Source organism: Micromonospora sp. NPDC049662, from assembly GCF_040675055.1.
Taxonomy (GTDB): domain Bacteria; phylum Actinomycetota; class Actinomycetes; order Mycobacteriales; family Micromonosporaceae; genus Micromonospora.
The window spans coordinates 21,516-41,403 of record NZ_JBFAOC010000031.1 but is presented as its reverse complement, the minus strand read 5'-3'; the positions used below and the strand labels follow the sequence as shown (position 1 = coordinate 41,403).

The window sequence follows — 19,888 nt, the reverse complement described above, 5'->3', positions numbered from 1 at the left end:
GATTCGACGCAGCTAGTAGACTTCTGGGGTCTGTCCGCCAATTGATGATCAAGGCAGGAAATGGCCTCCACCAACGACCTCAAAAACGGCCTGGTACTCAACCTTGACGGCGAGCTCTGGTCCGTCGTCGAGTTCCAGCACGTCAAGCCCGGTAAGGGTGGTGCGTTCGTGCGCACCACGCTGAAGAACGTGCTGTCCGGGAAGGTGGTCGACAAGACCTTCAACGCGGGCACCAAGGTCGAGACCGCGACCGTGGACAAGCGCACGATGCAGTACCTGTACGCCGACGGCGAGGACTTCGTCTTCATGGATCTGGAGACCTTCGACCAGATCACCGTGCCCGGCGGCACCGTCGGGGAGGCAGCCAACTACCTGCTGCCCGAGGCGGAGGCGACCGTCGCCACCCACGAGGATGTGCCGCTCTACATCGAGCTGCCGACCAGCGTCGTGCTCGAGGTCACCTACACCGAGCCGGGTCTGCAGGGGGACCGCTCGACCGGTGGCACCAAGCCGGCGACCGTCGAGACCGGCGCCACCGTGCCGGTTCCGCTGTTCATCACCACCGGTGAGAAGATCAAGGTCGACACCCGCGACGGCCGTTACCTCGGCCGCGCCTGATGGCTGAGGGTCCCAAGCAGCAGATGCCGGCGCGCCGCAAGGCGCGCAAGCGGGCGCTGGACGTCCTGTACGAGGCCGATCTGCGGGATCGTCCGCCCGTTGAGGTCCTGGCCGGTTACCTTCAGCGCATCGAACAGCCCCGGCCGGAGCACCTTGGCTACGCCGTGGGGTTGGTCGAGGGGGTCGCCGAGCACCTCGACCGGATCGACGAGCTGATCGCCAGCTACGCCGAGGGCTGGACCCTCGACCGGATGCCGGTGGTCGACCGCAACCTGGCCCGGATCGCCGTCTACGAGCTGCTCTACGTCGACGAGATCGACGACGCGGTGGCGATCAGCGAGGCGGTCGAGCTGGCCCGGCAGATGTCGACCGATGATTCGCCGCGCTTCCTCAACGGTGTGCTCGGCCGCATCGCCGAGTACGCCACCCGCTGACGGCTCCGCGCACCCGCGACACCGAGAAGGGCCCGTGCCACCGGCACGGGCCCTTCTCGTCGAACGGCAGATCAGGTGAAGCGACAGCTCAGGAGGCGAAGAACGCCCGGGGGTCGGCCACCAGCACGCCGTGCTCGGTGAGCCGCTCGATCAGACCCGACGGTGAGGCGTCGTAGACGATGGCGAGCGCCCGGAGGTCGTCGGCGCGGATGGAGAGCACCCGGCCGTTGTAGTCACCGCGCTGCTGCTGGATCGCGCGGGCGTAGCGGGCGACGTAGGCCAGGTCCTCGGAGGCCTCGTCGTAGAGCCGCTCCAGGTCCAGGACGATCTTGCTGGTGGGCTCGTGCCGGACACCGCTGCCGTCGGGCAGCAGCTCCGAAACGGGGACCCGGTAGAACTCGGCCAGCTCGGCCAGACGGGACACCGTCACGGCCCGGTCGCCACGCTCGTACGAGCCGACCACCACGGCCTTCCACCGCCCGTTCGACTTCTCCTCCACACCCTGCAGGGAGAGGCCCTGCTGCTGGCGGATGGAGCGCAGGCGGGCGCCCAGAGATTTGGCGTATTCAGAGGGCATTCGGACACTCCCAGTGCTGCTCGGGGTTCTCCCGTCGATCGCTACGGAGCGTGACGGTACGGGGAATGGGACACCTGGTCAAGTGGTCGTGACCTTACCGTTGGGGAGTGCCGAGGGGGCCATCGGTGTTTCATGGATCTGATCCGGTGGTCAGCGGCCGCTGTCGGTCGGCGCGGTGACCACTGGTAACGTGGCGTGAAGCCCCGGCCAGGGCGGCTCGCGCTCCCCGGTCGGAGGTGCCCGACATCCTTTAACGACCCGTCCCGTGAGGCGGGGAAGGAGGTCCGCCGTGGCGTCCCCACCGGCTGCCCGCCCGTCACCACCGCGACAACCCTCGGTGAAGGTGATCCTCGCCAGCGCCGACGTGCAGCGGGTGGTCGACCGCATCGCCCACCAGATCCTGGAGAAGACCCAGGGCGCGGCCGACACCGTGCTGCTCGGGATTCCCACCCGCGGCGTCCCCCTCGCGCGGCGGCTCGCCGCCCGGATCAGCACCTTCGAGGACGTCGTCGTCCCGGTCGGTGTGCTCGACATCACGCTCTACCGCGACGACCTGCGCCGGCACGCCACCCGCGCGATCGGCCCGACCCAGGTGCCCAGCGGCGGCATCGACGGTAAGCGGGTGATCCTCGTCGACGACGTGCTCTTCTCCGGCCGCACCGTGCGGGCCGCGCTCGACGCGCTCAACGACGTCGGCCGCCCGGCGTCCGTGCAACTGGCCGTGCTTGTCGACCGCGGCCACCGCGAGCTGCCGATCCGGGCCGACTACGTCGGCAAGAACATCCCCACCGCGCTCGCCGAGAGCGTCAAGGTGACGCTGGCCGAGACCGACGGAACGGACGAGGTCAAGCTCTACGGGGGAGCCCACTCATGATCAAGCACCTGCTCTCCGGCGCGGACCTGGACGCCGCCACCGCCACCGAGATCCTGGACACCGCCGCCGAGATGGCCACCGTCGCCGGCCGGGAGATCAAGAAGCTGCCCGCGCTGCGCGGCCGGACGGTGGTGAACCTCTTCTACGAGGACTCCACCCGGACCCGGATCTCGTTCGAGGCGGCGGCGAAGCGACTGAGCGCCGATGTGATCAACTTTTCCGCCAAGGGGTCCAGCGTCGCCAAGGGCGAGAGCCTGAAGGACACGGCGCTGACCCTGCAGGCGATGGGCGCGGACGCGGTCGTCGTACGACACCCCGCCTCGGGCGCCCCGCACCGGCTGGCCAACTGGGTGGACGGGTCGGTCGTGAACGCCGGCGACGGCACCCACGAGCACCCGACCCAGGCGCTGCTCGACGCGTACACGATGCGGGCCCGGCTGGGCCGGCTCGCCGGCCTGTCGGTCGCGGTGGTCGGGGACGTGCTGCACTCCCGGGTGGCCCGCTCCAACGTGCTGCTTTTGTCGACCCTCGGCGCGAAGGTCACCCTGGTCGGCCCGCCCACCCTCATCCCCGTCGACATCGCCGGAGCGCTCGCCCCGGGCATCGACGTGTCGTACGACCTCGACGCGGTGCTGCCGAACGTGGACGCGGTGATGATGCTGCGGGTGCAGCGGGAGCGGATGCGGGACTCCTACTTCCCCTCCGCCCGCGAGTACGCCCGCCGCTACGGGCTGGACGGTCCCCGGATGCGTCGCCTGCCCGAGCACGCGATCGTCATGCACCCCGGTCCGATGAACCGCGGGATGGAGATCACCCCCGAGGTCGCCGACTCACCCCGCTCCACCATCGTCGAACAGGTCACCAACGGGGTCTCCGTCCGGATGGCTGTTCTGTACCTGCTGCTCGGAGGGAACAACCGGTGACCGCGTACCTCATCACCAGCGTGAGCATCGTCGGCGCCGCGCCGACCGACCTGCTGATCCGCGACGGCGTCGTCGCCGAGGTCGGTCCGGGGCTGTCCGCGCCGGACGCCACCGTCATCGACGGAACCGGCCTGGTGGCCCTGCCCGGCCTGGTCGACCTGCACACCCACCTGCGCGAGCCCGGCCGGGAGGACGCCGAGACCGTCGAGTCCGGGTCCCGCGCGGCGGCGCTGGGCGGTTACACGGCGGTCTGCGCGATGGCCAACACGTCGCCGGTCGCGGACACCGCCGGCGTGGTCGAGCAGGTCTGGCGGCTCGGCCGGGAGGCCGGGATGGTCGACGTGCAGCCGATCGGGGCGGTCACCGTCGGGTTGGCCGGCGAGCGCCTCGCCGAGTTGGGGGCGATGGCCGACTCCGCCGCCCGGGTACGGATCTTCTCCGACGACGGGCACTGCGTCGCCGATCCGTTGCTGATGCGCCGGGCCCTGGAGTACGTCAAGGCGTTCGACGGGATCATCGCCCAGCACGCCGAGGAGCCCCGCCTCACCGAGGGCGCCCAGATGCACGAGGGTGAGGTCTCCACCCGGCTCGGGCTGATCGGCTGGCCGGCGGTCGCCGAGGAGGCGATCATCGCCCGGGACGTGCTGCTCGCCGAGCACGTGGGCAGCCGACTGCACGTCTGCCACGTCTCCACCGCCGGCAGCGTCGAGGTGCTGCGCCAGGCCAAGGCCCGCGGGGTGCGCGTCACCGCCGAGGTCACCCCGCACCACCTGCTGCTCACCGACGAGCGTGCGGAGAGCTACGACCCGGTCTTCAAGGTCAACCCGCCGTTGCGTACGGCCGCCGACGTCGCCGCGCTGCGCGCCGCGCTCGCCGACGGCGTGATCGACATCATCGCCACCGACCACGCCCCGCACGCCGTGGAGGACAAGGAGTGCGAGTGGGCGTACGCCCGGCCGGGGATGCTCGGCCTGGAGACGGCGCTGTCCATCGCGCTGGACGTGCTCGGTCCCGAGTGGGACCTGATCGCCGAGCGGATGTCCCGCGTTCCCGCCCGGATCGCGGGACTGACCGGGCACGGCGTCGACCCGGCGCCCGGCGCCCCGGCCACCCTGACCCTGGTCGACCCGGCCGCCCGCCGCACCATCGAGCCGGCGGAGCTGGCCAGCCGCAGTCGCAACACCCCGTACGCCCGCATGACGCTGCCGGGTCGCATCGTGGCGACCTTCCTGCGCGGCGAGCCGACGGTCCTGGACGGAAAGGCAATCAAGTGACGCGTAGACGTTCCGCGATTCTCGTGCTCGAGGACGGGCGCACGTTCCCCGGTGAGGCGTACGGCAGTGTCGGGGAGACCTTCGGCGAGGCGGTCTTCACCACCGGCATGACCGGCTACCAGGAGACGCTGACCGACCCGTCCTACCACCGTCAGGTGGTCGTGCAGACCGCCCCGCACATCGGCAACACCGGCGTCAACGGCGAGGACGACGAGTCCGGCCGGATCTGGGTGGCCGGGTACGTGGTCCGCGACCCGGCCCGGATCGGCTCGAACTGGCGGGCCACCGGCGGTCTCGAGGACCGCCTCGCCACCGAGGGCGTGGTGGGCATCAGCGGGGTGGACACCCGGGCGCTGACCCGGCACCTGCGCGATCGGGGCGCCATGCGGGTGGGCATCTCCAGCGTCGAGAAGGACCCGCAGAGCCTGCTGGCCCGGGTCCGGCAGTCACCGCAGATGGTCGGCGCGGACCTGTCCACCGAGGTGACCACTCCCGAGCCGTACGTCGTCGACGCGATCGGCGAGCACCGGTTCACGGTGGCCGCGCTCGACCTGGGCATCAAGCGCAACGTGCCGCGCCGGCTCGCCGCGCGCGGGGTGAGGACCCACGTGCTGCCGGCCTCGTCGAGCATCGAGGACCTGCTCGCCACCGGCGCCGACGCGATCTTCCTGTCGCCCGGACCCGGCGACCCGGCCACGGCCTACGGTCCGGTGGCGGTGGCCCGGGAGGCGCTGCGGCGGCAGGTGCCACTGTTCGGCATCTGCTTCGGCAGCCAGATCCTCGGTCGGGCGCTCGGTTTCGGCACCTACAAGCTGGGCTACGGCCACCGGGGAATCAACCAGCCGGTGCTCGACCGGGCCACCGGCAAGGTCGAGGTGACCAGCCACAACCACGGCTTCGCGGTCGAGGTGCCGGGCGCGGGGGTGGGTGCCGGCGCGGTCGTCCCCGACCAGGTGATCGACACCGACTTCGGTGGCGTGCGGGTGTCGCACGTCTGCCTCAACGACAACGTGGTCGAAGGGCTGCGGGCCGTGGACGTGCCCGCCTTCACCGTCCAGTACCACCCGGAGGCGGCGGCTGGTCCACACGACGCGGACTACCTCTTCGACCGTTTCGCCGAGCTGATCGAAGGCGGGAAGAATGCCTAAGCGGACCGACCTCAAGCACATCCTCGTCATCGGCTCCGGGCCGATCGTCATCGGGCAGGCCTGCGAGTTCGACTACTCCGGAACCCAGGCGTGCCGGGTGCTGCGCAGCGAGGGGATCCGGGTCAGCCTGGTCAACTCCAACCCGGCCACGATCATGACCGACCCGGAGTTCGCCGACGCGACCTACGTCGAGCCGATCACCCCGGAGTTCGTCGAGCTGGTCATCGCCAAGGAGCGCCCGGACGCGATCCTGGCGACCCTCGGCGGGCAGACCGCGCTGAACACGGCAGTCGCCCTGCACGAGGCCGGCATCCTGGAGAAGTACGGCGTCGAGTTGATCGGCGCGAACATCGACGCCATCAACCGGGGTGAGGACCGCCAGCTCTTCAAGGAGATCGTCGCGAAGGCCGGCGTACGCCTCGGCGTCGAGGACCCGGCCGCGCTGGTGCCGCGCTCGCGGGTGTGCCACTCGATGGACGAGGTCGAGGCGACCGTCGCCGAGCTGGGCCTGCCGGTGGTGATCCGGCCGTCGTTCACCATGGGCGGCCTGGGCTCCGGCATGGCGCACACCCCCCAGGACCTGGCCCGCATCGCCGGCGACGGCCTGGCGGCCAGCCCGGTGCACGAGGTCCTGATCGAGGAGAGCGTGCTCGGCTGGAAGGAATACGAGCTTGAGCTGATGCGCGACCGGCACGACAACGTGGTGGTGGTCTGCTCCATCGAGAACATCGACCCGATGGGCGTGCACACCGGCGACAGCGTGACCGTGGCCCCGGCCATGACGCTCACCGACCGGGAGTACCAGCACCTTCGTGACCTGGGCATCGCCGTGCTGCGCGAGGTCGGGGTGGACACCGGCGGCTGCAACATCCAGTTCGCGGTCAACCCGGTCGACGGCCGGATCGTCGTGATCGAGATGAACCCCCGGGTGTCGCGCTCCTCGGCGCTGGCCTCCAAGGCGACCGGCTTCCCGATCGCGAAGATCGCCGCGAAGCTGGCCATCGGCTACACGCTCGACGAGATCCCCAACGACATCACGTTGAAGACCCCGGCGGCGTTCGAGCCGACCCTGGACTACGTGGTGGTGAAGATCCCCCGCTTCGCGTTCGAGAAGTTCCCCGGCGCGGACCCGGAGCTGACCACCACCATGAAGTCGGTGGGCGAGGCCATGAGTCTCGGGCGCAACTTCAGCGAGGCGCTGAACAAGGCCATGCGGTCGATGGAAACCAAGGCGGTCGGCTTCTGGACCACTCCGGACCCGGCGGGCGTCACCCTGGCGGACACCCTCGCCGCGCTGCGCGTGCCGCACGACGGCCGGCTCTACACCGTCGAGCGGGCGCTGCGTCTCGGCGCGTCGATCAGCGAGGTGAGCGAGGCGTCCGGCGGGATCGACCCCTGGTTCCTGGACCAGATCGCGGCGCTGATCGAGCTGCGGACCGAGATCGTCGACGCGCCGGTGCTCGACGCCGAGCTGCTGCGCCGTGCCAAGCGGGCCGGGCTCTCCGACCGGCAGCTCGCCGCGCTGCGTCCGGAGCTGGCGGCCGAGGACGGCGTACGCGCCCTGCGGCACCGCCTCGACGTCCGTCCGGTCTACAAGACCGTCGACACCTGCGCGGCCGAGTTCGAGGCCAGCACGCCCTACCACTACTCGTCGTACGACTCCGAGACCGAGGTCGTGCCGTCGGACCGGCCGAAGGTGCTGATCCTGGGCTCCGGCCCGAACCGGATCGGGCAGGGCATCGAGTTCGACTACTCGTGCGTGCACGCCGTGCAGGCGCTGCGGGCGGCCGGCTACGAGACCGTGATGGTCAACTGCAACCCGGAGACGGTGTCGACCGACTACGACACCGCCGACCGGCTCTACTTCGAGCCGCTGACCTTCGAGGACGTCCTGGAGGCCTGGCACGCGGAGGACTCCTCCGGCCGCGCGGCCGGCGGCCCGGGCGTGGTCGGTGTGGTCGTGCAGCTCGGCGGGCAGACCCCGCTGGGGTTGGCGCAGCGGCTCAAGGACGCGGGCGTGCCGGTGGTCGGCACCTCGCCGGAGTCGATCCACCTGGCCGAGGAGCGGGGCGCGTTCGGCGCCGTCCTGGCCCGCGCCGGGCTGCGCGCGCCGGCACACGGCATGGCCACCTCGTACGACGAGGCCAAGACGATCGCCGACGAGATCGGCTACCCGGTGCTGGTCCGTCCGTCCTACGTGCTCGGTGGGCGTGGCATGGAGATCGTGTACGACGACCCGACGCTGCGTGACTACATCGGCCGGGCCACCGACATCTCCGGCGACCACCCGGTGCTGGTGGACCGGTTCCTCGACGACGCCATCGAGATCGACGTGGACGCCCTGTGCGACGCCGACGGCGAGGTCTACGTCGGCGGCGTGATGGAGCACATCGAAGAGGCCGGGATCCACTCCGGAGACTCGTCCTGCGCGTTGCCGCCGATCACCCTGGCGGGCTCGCACCTGGCCGAGGTCCGCCGGTACACCGAGGCCATCGCCCGGGGTGTCGGCGTGCGTGGTCTGCTCAACGTGCAGTACGCGCTCAAGGACGACGTGCTCTACGTGCTGGAGGCGAACCCGCGCGCGTCGCGGACGGTTCCGTTCGTCTCGAAGGCGACGGCGGTGCCGCTGGCCAAGGCGGCGGCCCGGATCGCGCTGGGCGCGACCATCGCCGAGCTGCGTGCCGAGGGTCTGCTCCCGGCGACGGGGGATGGTGGGACGATGCCCGCCGACGCGCCGATCGCGGTCAAGGAGGCGGTCCTGCCGTTCAAGCGCTTCCGTACCCGCGCCGGCAAGGGGATCGACTCGCTGCTCGGCCCGGAGATGAAGTCGACGGGTGAGGTGATGGGCATCGACACCAACTTCGGGCACGCCTTCGCCAAGAGCCAGTCGGCTGCGTACGGGTCGTTGCCGACCGCCGGGAAGATCTTCGTGTCGGTGGCCAACCGGGACAAGCGCGGCATGATCTTCCCGATCAAGCGGTTGGCCGACCTGGGCTTCGAGATCGTGGCGACGGCCGGTACCGCCGAGGTGCTGCGCCGGCACGGCATCGCCTGCGAGCAGATCCGCAAGCACTACCAGGCCGGCGAGGGCGACGACGCCGTGTCGCTGATCCTCGGCGGCCACGTGGCGCTGGTGATCAACACGCCGCAGGGCTCGGGCGCGAGTGCCCGCTCCGACGGTTACGAGATCCGCAGCGCCGCCGTCACCACCGACATCCCCTGCATCACCACGGTCCCCGGCGCCGCCGCGGCCGTGATGGGGATCGAGGCACGTATCCGGGGCGACATGCGGGTGCGACCGTTGCAGGATCTGCACGCCACCCTGCGGGCGGCGCAGTGACGCTGTTCGAGCGGGTCGTCCGGCCCGGGTTGTTCCGGCTCGGCGGCGGGGACGCCGAGACGGCGCACGAGTGGACGCTGCGGCGGTTGGCCGCACTGTCGCGGCGTCCCGCCGTCCTGGCCGCGCTGCGGGCCCGGTACGCCGTCGAGGCGCCGCGCACGGTCTTCGGCGTGCGGTTCCCCAACCCGGTCGGGCTGGCTGCCGGCATGGACAAGGACGGCGCCGCGCTGCCGGCCTGGCCGGCGCTGGGGTTCGGCTTCGTGGAGGTCGGCACGGTCACCGCGCACGCCCAGCCGGGCAATCCGCGGCCCCGGCTGTTCCGGCTGCCGGCCAGCGAGGCGGTGGTCAACCGGATGGGCTTCAACAACGCCGGCGCCGCGGCGTTGGCCGCCCGGCTGGCGGCGTTGCCCCGTCCACTCGGGGTGCCGTTGGGCATCTCGCTGGGCAAGTCCAAGGTGACTCCGCTCGACGAGGCGGTCGAGGACTACCTGGCCTCGTACCGGGCGCTGCGTGGGCACGGCGACTACTTCGCGGTGAACGTGTCGTCGCCGAACACGCCGGGTCTGCGGTCGTTGCAGGACCGTGCCCACCTGGACGCGCTGCTCGGCGCGCTGGTGGGGGAGAAGCCGGTGCTGGTGAAGATCGCGCCGGACCTGACCGAGGCGGCGATCGCCGAGTTGTTGGAGGTCTGCCTGGCCCGGGGCGCCGCCGGGGTGATCGCCACGAACACCACCCTGGCCCGCGACGCGCTCGCCGCCGTGGACACCGACCGTGGCGCACAGGCCGGCGGCCTGTCCGGTCGGCCGCTGACCGGCCGTGCCCGGGACGTGGTGGCCTTCGTGCACCGCGAGACCGGCGGCCGGCTGCCCATCGTCGGGGTCGGCGGCGTGCTCGACCCGGACGACGCCACCCGGATGTTCGATGCCGGCGCCGCCCTGGTGCAGCTCTACACGGGCTTCATCTACCGGGGCCCGGCCCTGGTCCGGGCGGCGGCCCGCGCGAGCGCCACGGCGGCGACGCCGGATCCGGTCGCCGGCCGGTGAGTGTCCCCGGCCCGGTGCCCGCCCTGCGGTACGGGGACGGGGCGGGGCCGGCGCAGCGGTTCCACCCGGCCGCGCGACGTCCGTCGTCCGGCCGGCTTCAGGCACCCGAGGAGTACGCGTGACACCCGAGGAGATTCAGGCCGTCGACCGGGCGCACGTCTGGCATCCGTACGCCACGCTGCCGCCGGCGAACGCGCCGTTCGTGGTCCGCAGCGCCGAGGGGGTGCGGCTGAGGTTGGCCGACGGCCGGGAGTTGGTAGACGGGATGTCGTCCTGGTGGGCGGCGGTCCACGGCTACCGGCACCCGGTGCTGGACGCGGCCGTTACCGACCAGCTCGGGCGGATGAGCCACGTGATGTTCGGCGGACTCACCCACGAGCCCGCCGTGCGGCTCGCGCGGACGCTGGTCGAGCTGGCCCCGGACGGGTTGGAGCACGTGTTCCTGGCCGACTCCGGATCGGTCAGCGTCGAGGTGGCCGTGAAGATGTGCCTGCAGTACCAGCGGGCGGTCGGTCGGCCGGAGCGGCGTCGGCTGGCCACCTGGCGGGGCGGGTACCACGGCGACACGTTCCATCCGATGAGCGTCTGCGACCCCGAGGGCGGGATGCACCACCTCTGGGGTGACGTGCTGCCCCGCCAGGTCTTCGCCCCGGTGCCGCCGGGCGGGTTCGCCGATCCGCCGGACGAGGCGTACGTGGCGGCGTTGGTGGACGCCGTCGAGCGGCACGCCCACGAACTGGCCGCGGTCATCGTGGAACCGGTGGTGCAGGGCGCGGGTGGGATGCGCTTTCACCATCCGGGTTACCTGCGGGTGCTGCGCGAGGTGACCCGCGCGCACGGGGTGCTGCTGGTCTTCGACGAGATCGCGACCGGGTTCGGCCGTACCGGCACGATGTTCGCCGCCGAGCACGCCGGGGTGTCCCCGGACGTGATGTGCGTGGGCAAGGCGCTCACCGGCGGCTACCTGACCCTGGCCGCGGCGCTGTGCACCCCGGAGATCGCCCGTGGGATCTCCGCTGACGGCGTCCTGGCGCACGGTCCGACGTTCATGGGCAACCCGCTGGCCTGCGCGGTCGCCAACGCCTCCATCGGGCTGCTCCGGGCGGGCGACTGGGCGGCACAGGTGTCCCGGATCGGCGCGGGCCTGCGCGCCGGCCTGGAGCCGCTGCGCGCCGTGGCGGGCGTGGCCGACGTGCGGGTGCTCGGGGCGATCGGCGTGGTCCAGCTCGACCACGACGTCGACCTCGGCGCGGCCACCACGGCCGCCGCCGACCGTGGCGTCTGGCTGCGGCCCTTCCGCGACCTGATCTACACGATGCCGCCGTACGTGACGGACGACGCCGACCTGGCCCAGATCGCGGCCGGGGTGGCGGCGGCCGTGGCGGCCGGCTGAGCGGGAACCGACAAGCATTCCGGGAGGCGGCCAGCCGCCCGGGCGACAAGAGGGGAAGTACGCCGATGGAGAGCTTCGGCACCCGGCTGCACCGGGCCGTCACCGAGCGCGGACCGCTCTGCGTGGGCATCGACCCGCATCCCGGCCTGCTGGCCCGCTGGGGCCTCGCCGACGACGTCGACGGTCTGGACCGGTTCACCCGAACCGTGGTGGATGCGCTCGGTGACCGGGTTGCGGTTGTCAAGCCTCAGTCGGCCTTTTTCGAGCGATTCGGATCCCGCGGTGTGGCGATTCTTGAGTCAACTATCCGACAGTTACGGGAAGCCGGATCGCTCGTTCTGCTCGACGTCAAGCGTGGCGACATCGGCTCAACGGTCAGCGCGTACGCCTCCGCGTACCTGGATCCATCCAGCCCGCTGTATGTCGACGCGGTCACGGCCAGTCCCTACCTGGGAGTAGGTTCGTTGGCGCCGATGTTCGAGTTGGCCGCCAAACACGGCGGCGGGGTCTTCGTGCTGGCCCTCACCTCGAACCCCGAGGGCGCGGCCGTGCAGCGGGCCCGCACGGCCGACGGGCGCACCGTGGCGCAGACCGTGATTGACGAGATTTCCCAGCTCAACAGCGGTGCGGACCCCCTCGGCAGCTTCGGTCTGGTGGTCGGGGCCACCATCGGTGACACCGGTCATGACCTGTCCACCGTCGGGGGGCCGCTGCTCGCTCCGGGGCTCGGCGCGCAGGGTGCGGGCGCCGCCGATCTGCGTACCGTCTTCGGCTCCAGCCTCGCCGCGGTGCTCCCGTCGTACTCCCGTGAGGTCCTGTCGGCGGGACCGGACAGCGACGCCCTGCGGGCCGCCGCGGACCGCGTGCTGGTCGAGTGTCGGGCCGTTCTGGCTGCCCGGTGACTGACTGACGGCTCGGTCACTTTGCGATGATCATCGCGCGCCCACGTTGCCGAAAGCTCCGTCGACCGCTAGTTTTCCCCGCGCTGGGAACCATGGACCCCTTGGTTCACAGCGACACCACGTTTCACAGATGCGGCGGTGCGCCCCGCCCGCCGCGATAGGGACCTGAGGAGAACTGGTGCCGCTCCCGTCACTGACCCCCGAACAGCGCGCTGCCGCGCTCGAGAAGGCCGCGGAGATCCGCAAGGCCCGTGCCGAGCTGAAGGAGCAGCTCAAGCAGGGCAAGACCACCCTTGGCGCCGTCCTCGAGCGCGCCGAGAGCGACGATGTCGTCGGCAAGCTCAAGGTTTCGGCTGTCCTGCAGGCGATGCCGGGCATCGGCAAGATCCGGGCTACCCAGATCATGGAGAAGCTCAAGATCGCCGACAGCCGTCGTCTGCGCGGCCTCGGCGAGCAGCAGCGCAAGGCACTGCTTGGAGAGTTCGCCGCCAACTGAACCTGGCAGCGTGTAGAAACAAGCAGTGAGCACGGATGACGAGGCGCGCCCGGCGGCTCGGCTCACTGTCCTGGCTGGACCTTCGGGTTCCGGCAGGGAGAGTGTCGTCGAGCTCGTCCGGGCGCGTTTCCCGTCCGTGTGGATCCCGGTGCCGGCAACGACCAGGCCGCGCCGGGAGCCGGAGGTGGACGGGGAACAACGGGTCTTTCTCGCCCCGGCCGAGTTCGAGCGCCGGGTGGCCGGCGGCGAGCTGCTGGAGTGGTCCCGGATCGGCGCGTACCGCCGGGGGACCCTGCACCCGCCGCTGCGCGCCCGGCTCGACGCCGGGCAGCCGGTCCTGCTTCCGCTCGACGTGACCGGGGCCCGGCTGGTGCGGCAACGACTGCCCGACGCGCGTCTGGTGCTGCTGATCCCGCCCGGACGCCGGCCGGACGCCGCCGCCGCGGCCGCCTTCGCGGACACCCTCACGCACGACCTCACCGATCGGGTGGCGGACGAGCTGGTAGGCTTACTCGGTTCAACTCATCCGGATCCGGCCTGGTCGCGCCTGCGTGGCTGACGGCCGGCCGCCGTCGGGACTCAGCACCGCGTCCGCGCGGCTCGAAAGACGCAGAGGTTAATTCGTGGGATCCATCGCCAACCCCGAAGGCATCACCAACCCGCCGATCGACGAGCTCCTCGAGAAGACGACGTCGAAGTACGCGCTGGTCATCTTCGCCGCCAAGCGCGCGCGCCAGGTCAACGCCTACTACAGCCAGCTCGGTGAGGGCCTCCTGGAGTACGTCGGCCCGCTCGTCGAGACCACCCCGCAGGAAAAGCCGCTCTCCATCGCCATGCGCGAGATCAACGGCGGTCTGCTCACCGCCGAGCCGACCGACCAGCCGTAGGCGCGTCCCCGTCGATGTCCGCCTCGATCGTCCTCGGGGTCGGCGGCGGCATCGCCGCCTACAAGGCGTGTGAGCTGCTGCGACTCTTCACCGAGTCGGGCCACCGGGTCCGTGTCGTGCCGACCGCGTCGGCGCTGAGATTCGTCGGCGCGCCGACCTGGGCGGCGCTCTCCGGCCAGCCGGTCGCCGACGACGTCTGGTCCGACGTGCACGAGGTGCCGCACGTCCGCCTCGGCAAGCAGGCCGACCTGGTGGTGGTCGCGCCGACCACCACCGACCTGCTCGCCAAGGCCGCCCACGGGCTCGCCGACGACCTGCTGACCAACACGTTGCTGACCGCCCGCTGCCCGGTGGTGCTGGCCCCGGCCATGCACACCGAGATGTGGGAGCACCCGGCCACCGTCGCCAACGTCGCCACGCTGCGCTCCCGGGGCGTCCGGGTGATCGAGCCGGCCGTCGGGCGGCTCACCGGCGCCGACACCGGCAAGGGCCGCCTGCCCGACCCGGCGGAGATCTTCGCGATCGCCCGCCAGGTCCTCGCTCGGGGCGCCTCCGCCCCGGCGGACCTGACGGGTCGCCGGCTGGTCGTCACCGCCGGGGGTACCCGCGAGCCGTTGGATCCGGTCCGCTTTCTCGGCAACCGCTCCTCGGGCAAACAGGGCTACGCCTTCGCGCGTTCGGCGGTCGCCCGCGGTGCCCGGGTCACGCTGATCGCGGCCAACGTCTCGCTCGCCGACCCCGCCGGGGTCGACCTGGTCCGGGTCGGCACGACCGCCGAGCTGCGCGAGGCGACCCTGAAGGCCGCCACCGAGGCCGACGCGGTCGTGATGGCGGCGGCTCCGGCCGATTTCCGACCGGCGACGTACGCGCCTGGCAAAATCAAGAAGTCGGACGACGGTGTCGCTCCCACCATCGAGCTCGTCACCAATCCGGACATCGCTGCGGAGCTCGGCCAGCGCAAGGGACCGGGGCAGGTGCTGGTGGTGTTCGCCGCCGAGACCGGCGACGCGGAGGCCAACGGCCGGGCGAAGCTGGCCCGGAAGCGGGCTGACCTCATCGTGGTCAACGAGGTCGGTCCGGACCGGGTCTTCGGCGCCGACACCAACACGGTGACGGTCATCGGCGCGGACGGCTCGGTGAGTCGTCTGCCGGAGCAGGCCAAGGAGGCGGTGGCCGACACCGTGTGGGACCTCGTCGTGGCGCGGCTGGCCAACCGCTCCTGACGGGTGGAACAGGGCGCGACCGACCCCGACACCGGCCGCAGCGGTGACTAGACTGCCGCGGAACGACCTCACACGCTTAGGAGTGCCGTGACACGCCGCCTCTTCACGTCCGAATCGGTCACGGAAGGCCACCCGGACAAGATCGCCGACCAGATCAGCGACGGCATCCTCGACGCGCTGCTCGCCGAGGACCCGCACAGCCGGGTTGCCGTCGAGACCATGATCACCACCGGCCAGGTGCACATCGCCGGCGAGGTCACCACCAAGGCGTACGCCGACATCCCCACCATCGTCCGCCGGACCATCCTCGACATCGGGTACGACTCGTCGAAGAAGGGTTTCGACGGCGCGTCCTGCGGGGTCAGCGTCTCGATCGGCGCGCAGTCCGAGGACATCGCGCAGGGCGTCGACAACGCCTTCGAGCTGCGTACCGGGGCGTCGGAGAGCGCGTTGGACGCGCAGGGCGCGGGCGACCAGGGCATGATGTTCGGTTTCGCCTGCTCGGAGACGCCGGAGTTGATGCCGCTGCCGATCGCGCTGGCGCACCGGCTGGCGCGTCGGCTCGCCGCGGTGCGCAAGGACGGCACGATCCCGTACCTGCGGCCGGACGGCAAGACCCAGGTCACCATCGAGTACGAGGGGCTGCGCCCGGTCCGGCTGAACACCGTCGTGGTGTCCAGCCAGCACGCCGCGGACATCTCGCTGGAGTCGCTGCTCACCCCCGACGTGCGCGACTCCGTCATCGCGCCCGAGCTGGAGAGCCTCGGCCTGGACACCGACGGCTACCGGCTGCTGGTCAACCCGACCGGCCGGTTCGAGATCGGCGGCCCGATGGGTGACGCCGGCCTGACCGGCCGCAAGATCATCGTTGACACCTACGGCGGGTACGCCCGGCACGGCGGCGGCGCGTTCTCCGGCAAGGACCCGTCCAAGGTGGACCGGTCGGCCGCGTACGCGATGCGCTGGGTGGCCAAGAACGTGGTCGCCGCCGGCCTCGCCGAGCGGTGCGAGGCGCAGGTCGCCTACGCCATCGGCAAGGCGCACCCGGTGAGCCTGTTCATCGAGACGTTCGGCACCGAGACCGTGCCGGTCGCCTCGATCGAGAGCGCCGTCTCCGAGGTGTTCGACCTGCGCCCGGCCGCGATCATCCGGGACCTCAACCTGCTCCGCCCGATCTACCAGCAGACCGCCGCGTACGGCCACTTCGGCCGGGAGCTGCCGGACCTGACCTGGGAGAGCACCGACCGGGCCGCCGACCTCAAGTCGGCCGCAGGAGCCTGACCGCCACCAGGCGTAGCGACCGGCGACCCGCACCAGGGTCGCCGGTCGCGCGCGTCTGCGTGGACGTGCCGCTGGCGCACCTGGACCGCCCGTTCGACTACCTCGTGCCGGCCGAGCTGGACGACGTGGCGGTGCCCGGCACCCGGGTCAAGGTGCGTTTCGCGGGGCAGTTGGTCGACGGTTGGCTGCTGTCCCGGGCGGACGACTCCGGGCACACCGGCCGCCTCGCCTACCTGGAGAAGGTCGTCTCGCCCGAGCCGGTGCTGACCCCCGAGGTCGCCCGTCTGGCACGCGCGGTCGCCGACCGGTACGCGGGCAACCTCGCCGACGTCCTCCGGCTCGCCGTGCCACCCCGACACGCCCGTGTCGAGAAGGAGCCCGCCGCGGACCTGCCAGCCCCGGCCCCCGAACCCGCCGAGACCGCCGCGACAGCCGCGCCCGGCGGTGCGGCTGCGCCCGGCGGTGCGGCCGGATCCGGCGGTGCGGCCGGATCCGGCGGTGCGGCCGGGCCCGGCGGTGCGGCTGCGCCCGGCGGTGCGGCCGAGCCCGGCGGTGCGGCCGTGACGGCAGTGCCAGACGGTACCGCCGAGTCCGGTGATGCCGCCGCGACAGCCGTGGTCCACGATCCGGCCGAGTCCGATGATGCCGCCGGGCCGGCGGTGCGTGGCGGGCCGGCGGTGCCTGGCGGACCGGCGGTGCCTGGCGGACCGGCGGTGCCTGGTGGAGCGGCGGTGCCCGGGGAGTCCGGGGTGCCGCAAGGTTCCGCCGCACCGGGGGAGTCGGTCGACCCGAGGGGATGGCGGGACTATCCGGCCGGGCCGGCGCTGTTGCGGGCGCTCACCGACGGCCGGCCCGCCCGTGCGGTCTGGTCGGCCCTGCCCGGCGAGGACTGGGCCGCCCGCTACGCCGACGCCGTGGCCGCCACCGTCGCCGGTGGGCGCGGCGCGGTGGTCGTCGTGCCGGACGCGCGCGACCTCGACCGTCTCGACGCGGCGCTGACCGACGTGCTGGGCCCCGGGCGGCACGTCGCACTCTCCGCCGCCCTCGGGCCGGCCCGGCGCTACCGGGCGTTCCTCGCCGCCCGTCGCGGGCAAGTGCCGGTGGTCATCGGCACCCGGGCGGCGATGTTCGCCCCGGTGCGCCGGCTCGGTCTCGTCGCCGTCTGGGACGACGGGGACGACCTGCACTCCGAACCCCGCGCGCCCTATCCGCACGCCCGCGACGTACTGCTCACCCGAGCGCGGCTCGGCGAGGCCGCAGCGCTGGTCGGCGGGTACGCGCGTACGGCCGAGGCGCAGTTGCTGCTGGAGACCGGCTGGGCCCGGGAGGTGGTCGCCGACCGGGCGACGGTGCGGGCGCGGATACCGGCCATCGCGCCGACCGGGGACGATCCGCAGCTCGCCCGTGATCCCGGTGCGGCCACCGCGCGGCTGCCCAGCCTGGCCTGGACGGCCGCCCGCGACGCGCTCCGGGCGGGCCTGCCGGTGCTCGTGCAGGTACCCCGCCGCGGCTACCTGCCCTCGGTCTCCTGCGCCGACTGCCGCACCCCGGCCCGCTGCGCGCACTGCGCCGGCCCGCTGGCCCTGCCGTCGGCCGGCGGCACTCCCGCCTGCCGGTGGTGCGCCCGGGTCGCCGCCGCGTACGCCTGTCCCCAGTGCGGCGGGCGGCGGCTGCGGGCGGCGGTCACCGGCGCCCGGCGTACCGCCGAGGAGCTGGGCCGGGCGTTCCCCGACGTGCCGGTGCGGACCTCGGGGCGCGAGGAGGTGTTGACCGACGTGCCCGGCACGGCCGCCCTGGTCGTCGCCACGCCCGGTGCCGAACCGGTCGCGGCCGGCGGCTACGGCGCGGTGCTGCTGCTCGACTCGTGGGCCCTGCTGACCCGGGCCGACCTGCGTGCCGGCGAGGAGGCGCTGCGCCGCTGGCTGGCCGCGGCGGCGCTGGCCCGCCCGGCGCCGGCCGGCCGCGTGGTGGTCGTCGCCGACGGCGCGCTCGCCCCGGTGCAGGCGTTGCTGCGCTGGGACGCCGCCTGGTTCGCCGGTCGGGAGCTGGCCGAGCGCCGCGAGCTGGGCTTCCCACCGGCGGTACGGATGGCGAGCGTCACCGGCCCGGCCGAGGCGGTGGCCAACCTGCTCGACGCGGCGCGGCTGCCCGCCGACGCCGAGGTGCTCGGGCCCGTGCCGGCCGAGGAAGGGCGCGAACGGATGCTGCTGCGGGTGCCCCGGGCGCGGGCCGCCGCGCTCGCCGAGGCTCTGCACTCGGCCGCCGGGGTGCGCGCCGCCCGCAAGGCCGCCGAGCCGGTTCGTCTCCAGGTCGATCCGTTGAGCCTGTTCTGACCGTTTCGCGGGCGGTGGCAGGCGGGCGCGGCGACCGGTGCCCGCACACCGCGTCCGGCGGAACGCTGGTGACGAGGTGGTAGCATCGCCCGTCATGCTCGGGCTGTCGATGATGTCAGGAAGCCGGTTATCAGGGGTGGACCAGTCGTGACCGTTCGACAATCGATCGTCTTCAACGGCGACCTCGGCAGCGGCAAGAGCACGGTGTCGGTGGAGATCGCCAAGCGGCTCGGTATGCGCCGGGTCAGCGTGGGTGATCTCTATCGGGAGATGGCGCAGCAGCGGCAGATGACCGCCCTGCAACTCAACCTGCACGCCGAGCTGGACCAGGCCGTCGACGGGTACGTCGACCAGCTCCAGCGCGACATCGCCGCCTCCGGCGAACACCTGATCATGGATTCGCGGCTGGCCTGGCACTTCTTCACCGACGCGCTCAAGGTGCACATGATCACCGAGCCGGGTGAGGCGGCCCGCCGGGTGCTGGCCCGCCCGTCCGGCCCGGCGGAGAGCTACGCCTCGCACGAGGAGGCCAAGGCCAAGCTCCGCGAGCGCAGCGCCAGCGAGCGCAGCCGGTTCATCCTCCGCTACGGGGTGGACAAGGCGCGGTTGCGCAACTACGACCTGATCTGTGACACCACCCGGGCCTCCGCCGCCGAGGTGGTCGAGCACATCGTCGCCGCGTACGAGGGCACGCTCGGCGCCGAGGTGCTGCGCGACGGCCCGCCGCTGCTGCTGCTGGATCCGGCGCGGGTCTACCCGACCGAGGACATCGCCACCCTGCGTGGCCTCTGGGACAGCGAGTTCGTCGGCGACGTGGCCGAGGCCGGCGACGAGTCGTTGGAGCCGCTCAAGATCGGCTTCACGGGGGAGTACTTCTTCGTCGTCGACGGTCACCGGCGGCTCAGCGCCGCCCTGCAGAACGGCTTCTCCCTGGTGCCGGCGCAGCTCGTCGCCGAGGTCGACGAGCCGGTGGTCGGCGGGATGAGCGCCGTGGACTACTTCGCCGCTCAGGTGCGGCCGGGCCTGGTCTACGACTGGGAGGCCGCCCACAAGATCCACCTGCCGTTGCCGGAGCCGGCGCTGCTCCGCGGCGACGCCGTGCTCGCCGCGGACACGGGCGTCGGCGCCTAGGCGCAGCCTGA

Annotated in this window: 17 protein-coding genes and 2 pseudogenes; 18 read left to right on the top strand and 1 reads right to left on the bottom strand. The window is 72.3% G+C overall.

What is annotated here, in order from left to right:
- Nucleotides 1-60 precede the first annotated feature (60 nt).
- On the top strand, nt 61-618 hold the full coding sequence (gene efp / locus AB0J36_RS22210) for an elongation factor P (RefSeq protein WP_355053076.1): 558 nt from the start codon (nt 61-63) through the stop codon (nt 616-618).
- A gap of 23 nt (nt 619-641) precedes the next feature.
- Nucleotides 642-1,052 carry a transcription antitermination factor NusB gene (gene nusB / locus AB0J36_RS22205; RefSeq protein ID WP_355243328.1) on the top strand — a complete coding sequence of 137 codons (411 nt, stop codon included), beginning with the start codon at nt 642-644 and terminating at the stop codon, nt 1,050-1,052.
- 88 nt (nt 1,053-1,140) lie between these two features.
- Here the strand turns inward: nusB and AB0J36_RS22200 are convergent, their stop codons facing one another.
- Entirely contained in the window at nt 1,141-1,629 is a 489-nt protein-coding gene (locus AB0J36_RS22200) for a transcriptional regulator (RefSeq protein ID WP_007458348.1), read from the bottom strand.
- 289 nt (nt 1,630-1,918) lie between these two features.
- On the opposite strand from AB0J36_RS22200, the gene pyrR reads away from it, so the two are divergent.
- The 16 genes and pseudogenes from pyrR to AB0J36_RS22120 all read left to right on the top strand — a co-directional run bounded on the left by pyrR (nt 1,919) and on the right by AB0J36_RS22120 (nt 19,877).
- A complete protein-coding gene (gene pyrR / locus AB0J36_RS22195) occupies nt 1,919-2,503 on the top strand; it encodes a bifunctional pyr operon transcriptional regulator/uracil phosphoribosyltransferase PyrR (RefSeq protein ID WP_357133446.1) in 585 nt (194 codons plus the stop codon).
- A complete protein-coding gene (locus AB0J36_RS22190; RefSeq protein ID WP_357133444.1) occupies nt 2,500-3,426 on the top strand; it encodes an aspartate carbamoyltransferase catalytic subunit in 927 nt (308 codons plus the stop codon). The genes pyrR and AB0J36_RS22190 overlap by 4 nt, the downstream gene beginning before the upstream one ends.
- Complete coding sequence (locus AB0J36_RS22185) at nt 3,423-4,700, top strand: dihydroorotase (RefSeq protein WP_355053079.1); 1,278 nt, start codon at nt 3,423-3,425, stop codon at nt 4,698-4,700. The genes AB0J36_RS22190 and AB0J36_RS22185 overlap by 4 nt, the downstream gene beginning before the upstream one ends.
- Nucleotides 4,697-5,848 (top strand): glutamine-hydrolyzing carbamoyl-phosphate synthase small subunit, encoded by a 1,152-nt coding sequence (carA, locus tag AB0J36_RS22180; protein WP_357133440.1) that lies wholly within the window; start codon nt 4,697-4,699, stop codon nt 5,846-5,848. The genes AB0J36_RS22185 and carA overlap by 4 nt, the downstream gene beginning before the upstream one ends.
- Nucleotides 5,841-9,188 (top strand): carbamoyl-phosphate synthase large subunit, encoded by a 3,348-nt coding sequence (carB, locus tag AB0J36_RS22175; RefSeq protein WP_357133438.1) that lies wholly within the window; start codon nt 5,841-5,843, stop codon nt 9,186-9,188. The genes carA and carB overlap by 8 nt, the downstream gene beginning before the upstream one ends.
- On the top strand, nt 9,185-10,231 hold the full coding sequence (locus AB0J36_RS22170; protein ID WP_357397368.1) for a quinone-dependent dihydroorotate dehydrogenase: 1,047 nt from the start codon (nt 9,185-9,187) through the stop codon (nt 10,229-10,231). The genes carB and AB0J36_RS22170 overlap by 4 nt, the downstream gene beginning before the upstream one ends.
- 118 nt (nt 10,232-10,349) lie before the next feature.
- Nucleotides 10,350-11,624 carry an adenosylmethionine--8-amino-7-oxononanoate transaminase gene (locus tag AB0J36_RS22165; RefSeq protein WP_357397366.1) on the top strand — a complete coding sequence of 425 codons (1,275 nt, stop codon included), beginning with the start codon at nt 10,350-10,352 and terminating at the stop codon, nt 11,622-11,624.
- 65 nt (nt 11,625-11,689) lie between these two features.
- Entirely contained in the window at nt 11,690-12,526 is an 837-nt protein-coding gene (pyrF, locus tag AB0J36_RS22160; protein ID WP_357133432.1) for an orotidine-5'-phosphate decarboxylase, read from the top strand.
- Nucleotides 12,527-12,704: 178 nt separating this feature from the next.
- Nucleotides 12,705-13,022 carry an integration host factor, actinobacterial type gene (gene mihF / locus AB0J36_RS22155; RefSeq protein WP_007458370.1) on the top strand — a complete coding sequence of 106 codons (318 nt, stop codon included), beginning with the start codon at nt 12,705-12,707 and terminating at the stop codon, nt 13,020-13,022.
- A 25-nt stretch (nt 13,023-13,047) separates the two neighbouring features.
- Complete coding sequence (locus tag AB0J36_RS22150; protein WP_357133430.1) at nt 13,048-13,581, top strand: guanylate kinase; 534 nt, start codon at nt 13,048-13,050, stop codon at nt 13,579-13,581.
- A gap of 64 nt (nt 13,582-13,645) precedes the next feature.
- Nucleotides 13,646-13,909, top strand: coding sequence for a DNA-directed RNA polymerase subunit omega (gene rpoZ / locus AB0J36_RS22145; protein WP_074318577.1), 264 nt, complete (start codon nt 13,646-13,648; stop codon nt 13,907-13,909).
- 14 nt (nt 13,910-13,923) lie between these two features.
- Nucleotides 13,924-15,132 carry a bifunctional phosphopantothenoylcysteine decarboxylase/phosphopantothenate--cysteine ligase CoaBC gene (gene coaBC, locus AB0J36_RS22140; RefSeq protein WP_357133428.1) on the top strand — a complete coding sequence of 403 codons (1,209 nt, stop codon included), beginning with the start codon at nt 13,924-13,926 and terminating at the stop codon, nt 15,130-15,132.
- An 87-nt stretch (nt 15,133-15,219) separates the two neighbouring features.
- Nucleotides 15,220-16,413: a methionine adenosyltransferase gene (gene metK, locus AB0J36_RS22135; RefSeq protein ID WP_355624166.1), complete on the top strand. Its 1,194-nt coding sequence runs from the start codon at nt 15,220-15,222 to the stop codon at nt 16,411-16,413.
- Nucleotides 16,414-16,517: 104 nt separating this feature from the next.
- Nucleotides 16,518-16,817: pseudogene (locus tag AB0J36_RS22130) on the top strand (primosomal protein N'); the annotation flags it as partial.
- Nucleotides 16,818-17,195: 378 nt separating this feature from the next.
- Nucleotides 17,196-18,746, top strand: a pseudogene (locus AB0J36_RS22125) (primosome assembly protein PriA); the annotation flags it as partial.
- A 147-nt stretch (nt 18,747-18,893) separates the two neighbouring features.
- On the top strand, nt 18,894-19,877 hold the full coding sequence (locus tag AB0J36_RS22120) for an AAA family ATPase (protein ID WP_357133425.1): 984 nt from the start codon (nt 18,894-18,896) through the stop codon (nt 19,875-19,877).
- The last annotated feature ends 11 nt before the right edge of the window (nt 19,878-19,888 follow it).

What these genes read in the sequence shown, in the direction of transcription:
- efp (WP_355053076.1), top strand. Translation starts at nt 61, where the DNA reads ATGGCCTCCACCAACGACCTCAAAAACGGCCTGGTACTCAACCTTGAC.
- coaBC (WP_357133428.1), top strand. Translation starts at nt 13,924, where the DNA reads ATGTCCGCCTCGATCGTCCTCGGGGTCGGCGGCGGCATCGCCGCCTAC.
- pyrF (WP_357133432.1), top strand. Translation starts at nt 11,690, where the DNA reads ATGGAGAGCTTCGGCACCCGGCTGCACCGGGCCGTCACCGAGCGCGGA.
- nusB (WP_355243328.1), top strand. Translation starts at nt 642, where the DNA reads ATGCCGGCGCGCCGCAAGGCGCGCAAGCGGGCGCTGGACGTCCTGTAC.
- AB0J36_RS22200 (WP_007458348.1), bottom strand. Translation starts at nt 1,629, where the DNA reads ATGCCCTCTGAATACGCCAAATCTCTGGGCGCCCGCCTGCGCTCCATC.
- AB0J36_RS22190 (WP_357133444.1), top strand. Translation starts at nt 2,500, where the DNA reads ATGATCAAGCACCTGCTCTCCGGCGCGGACCTGGACGCCGCCACCGCC.
- carB (WP_357133438.1), top strand. Translation starts at nt 5,841, where the DNA reads ATGCCTAAGCGGACCGACCTCAAGCACATCCTCGTCATCGGCTCCGGG.